The organism is Methylophaga muralis (genome assembly GCF_001720165.1).
Classification (GTDB): Bacteria; Pseudomonadota; Gammaproteobacteria; order Nitrosococcales; family Methylophagaceae; genus Methylophaga; species Methylophaga muralis.
Genome location: NZ_MCRI01000078.1, coordinates 1 through 2820 on the forward strand (window position 1 = coordinate 1; position 2820 = coordinate 2820).

Genomic DNA, 2820 nt, shown 5'->3' on the forward strand with positions numbered 1-2820 from the left:
AATGAATATGTTGAAGTTGTACTGGCCGATATAAATGGTGGTTTTTCCTATGGAAATAATCTGGCAATCAAATCCGCAGTTGAAAAATACCAGAATACTCCTAAGTATGTTTGGTTATTAAACCCGGACACCAAAATTCTAGAAAACGCATTATTAAACCTGTTCAATTTTTTTGATGAACACCCCAAGGCCGGGATTTTGGGGAGCCGCTTAGAAGGTGAAGATGGAGAGCTACAAGGATCTGCATTCAGGTTCCATACGTTAAAAAGTGAACTTTTATCGGGTTTACGTTTAGGAATAACAGATACTTTATTTTCTAAATATCTTGTCTCCCCAAAAGAAATTCCTGCCGAGCCTACTCAGGTTGATTGGCTTGCTGGTGCAAGTATGTTAGTTAGGTATTCAGTAATAGAAGATATTGGATTAATGGATGAAACATATTTTCTTTATTATGAAGAAACGGATTTTTGTCTCCAAGCGCATAAGTTTGGATGGCAATCTTGGTATGTACCTTCCAGTCGCATTATTCACTATGTTGGACAAAGTACCGGTGTTGTAAGTGGTGATAGTCTTCGCCGCCGCCGTCCAAAATATTGGTTTCAATCACGCCAGTATTACTTGATAAAGAACCACGGGATTATCTATACAGCCCTAGCGGATCTATCTTGGGGCGGCATGTTTACTGTTCACAAGGTTTTAGATTTTATTCGCCTTAAGTTTCATAATGATGCTAAGTATTTGTGGCGTGACTTCTGGCGCAACAGTATTTTTCTGTCATGGCTAGATAGGAAGCAGGATGTTTGAAAATATCAAACAAGATTGGAAGGCGAATTCGAAATCAATCAATCATGCAGGATTTCGTACATTACTAGTCTATCGTTTTGGTCAATGGCGCATGACGATAAAAAACAAGTTTTTAAGGGCGCCGATGGGTTTTCTCTACCGGCAGATGGAAAAGCATGTTCGATTCAAATATGGAATTGAATTACCATATACAGTGGCGTTAGGTAATAACATAACTTTTGAACATCAACACGGGATAGTGATTCATGGCCAGGCCAAAATAGGGGATGGCTGTATCATCAGGCAGGGTGTCACTATTGGAAACAAAAGTCTTGAAGCTCCTTTTGATGCCCCCTCAATAGGGGCGTATGTAAATATAGGTGCTGGGGCCAAAATTCTAGGAAAAGTCCAAATTGGTGATCATGCGGCCATAGGCGCAAATGCCGTAGTGACTTCTGATATACCTGACTATGCTGTGGCAGTTGGCATTCCTGCCAAAGTTATCAAAATAAAGTATCCAGAAGGGCAAGATCTATGACGGTTTCTGCTGAACAAGCTGATTGGAGCCGAGAAAAGCCTCGCCAATTTTGGGATCCATCCAGAAAACTCATAACGAGTATCCGTGATTATCAAGCTTCAAATCAAAAAAGCGGATTTATTTCCAAATTAGTAAAAAAACTAGCGGTTTTACGGTACCGATTTTGGTCTGTTATTACAGGTGCAGATATTCCATTAACTATTTCGATTTCAGGTGGCATTTTATTGCCGCATCCTAATGGAATTGTGCTTCATCCAAACTCTTATATCGGTCCCAATTGTTTAATTCATCAGCAAGTAACTCTTGGCGTGAAAAGAGGAAATGAAGGTGCACCGAAATTAATGGGGCACGTTGATATAGGTGCAGGAGCCAAGATTATCGGTGATATAACTATCGGCAAACATTCACTGATTGGAGCCAATGCTGTAGTTACAAAAAATGTCCCTGAATATTCAATTGTTGCTGGGATACCTGCAAAAATCATCGGAAGCACGGCTGGAGTTATTCATAATGACTGATCAGGACTTGTTCTCTCGTGCCCACCTTAATATTGGTGCTGTGGTGATTGGTCGAAATGAAGGCGAACGTTTAAAACAGTGTTTAAATTCATTAGTCAACGAGCTTGAATATATTGTGTATGTTGATTCAGGTTCTACAGATGGAAGTGTTGCTCTGGCGCAAGCAATAGGTGTGGTAGTCGTTTCATTGGATATGACACAACCCTTTACCGCTGCTCGTGCAAGAAATGCTGGCTTGGCTACATTGGTAGAGAATTATTCATCTATTGATTACGTTCAGTTTGTAGATGGTGATTGCGAGGTTCAGTCTGGGTGGATTACAAAAGCCAAAGATTTTTTGGATACTCATCCGGATTTTGCTGCAGTGTGTGGACGTCGTCGAGAACGATATCCTGATGCCAGTATTTATAACCAATTATGTGATATCGAGTGGGATACACCGATTGGCGAGGCTAGAGCCTGCGGCGGGGATGCATTATTTCGTTTAACGGCCCTCCAGACTGTTGATGGATACCGTGAAGGTCTTATTGCTGGCGAAGAGCCGGAGATGTGTTATCGCATGCGTCAGTTAGGTTGGAAGATTATGCGATTAGATGCTGAAATGACATTACATGATGCGGCTATGACGCGTTTTGGCCAGTGGTGGAAGCGTAATCAACGTGCAGGTCATGCCTATGCAGAAAGTTATGCATTGCATGGAAATGATCAAGAACATTTTCGTAAGAAAGAAACACGCAGCATCGTTATTTTGGGCGTTATTAATCCCACTTATTATCATTCTTTTATCTGTTATCGAAGACGATTTAGTTATCTTGTGGCTATTGTATCCATTGCAGATCTTAAGATTAGCTTTTCAATACCAAGAAAAACTTGGTTCGTTTTATCTTGGGATTATTTTATGCAACTTCAAATGTGCTAGGTAAGTGGCCGCAGTTTATGGGCGTAGCAGCTTTTCTAAAGAATTATGCTCACGGGAAGCAA

Annotated in this window: 4 protein-coding genes; all 4 read left to right on the plus strand. The window is 40.8% G+C overall.

Annotation, left to right across the window (positions count from 1 at the left end):
• On the plus strand, positions 1-804 hold an 804-nt coding region (locus A9E74_RS14410), incomplete at its 5' end, for a glycosyltransferase family 2 protein (RefSeq protein WP_069297129.1).
• On the plus strand, positions 797-1321 hold the full coding sequence (locus A9E74_RS13575; protein ID WP_069297130.1) for a serine O-acetyltransferase: 525 nt from the start codon (positions 797-799) through the stop codon (positions 1319-1321). The genes A9E74_RS14410 and A9E74_RS13575, both read left to right, overlap by 8 nt.
• Positions 1318-1839, plus strand: a complete 522-nt coding sequence (locus tag A9E74_RS13580) for a serine O-acetyltransferase (protein ID WP_069297131.1) — start codon at positions 1318-1320, stop codon at positions 1837-1839. Before A9E74_RS13575 ends, A9E74_RS13580 begins: the two co-directional genes overlap by 4 nt.
• The gene (locus A9E74_RS13585; RefSeq protein ID WP_069297132.1) at positions 1832-2758 is read left to right on the plus strand and encodes a glycosyltransferase family 2 protein; all 927 of its coding nucleotides are present in this window, start codon (positions 1832-1834) and stop codon (positions 2756-2758) included. The genes A9E74_RS13580 and A9E74_RS13585 overlap by 8 nt, the downstream gene beginning before the upstream one ends.
• Positions 2759-2820: the final 62 nt, after the last annotated feature.

Bases quoted from the DNA above. Each gene is read 5' to 3' on its own strand.
- A9E74_RS13575 (WP_069297130.1), top strand. From the start codon at position 797: ATGTTTGAAAATATCAAACAAGATTGGAAGGCGAATTCGAAATCAATC.
- A9E74_RS13580 (WP_069297131.1), top strand. From the start codon at position 1,318: ATGACGGTTTCTGCTGAACAAGCTGATTGGAGCCGAGAAAAGCCTCGC.
- A9E74_RS13585 (WP_069297132.1), top strand. From the start codon at position 1,832: ATGACTGATCAGGACTTGTTCTCTCGTGCCCACCTTAATATTGGTGCT.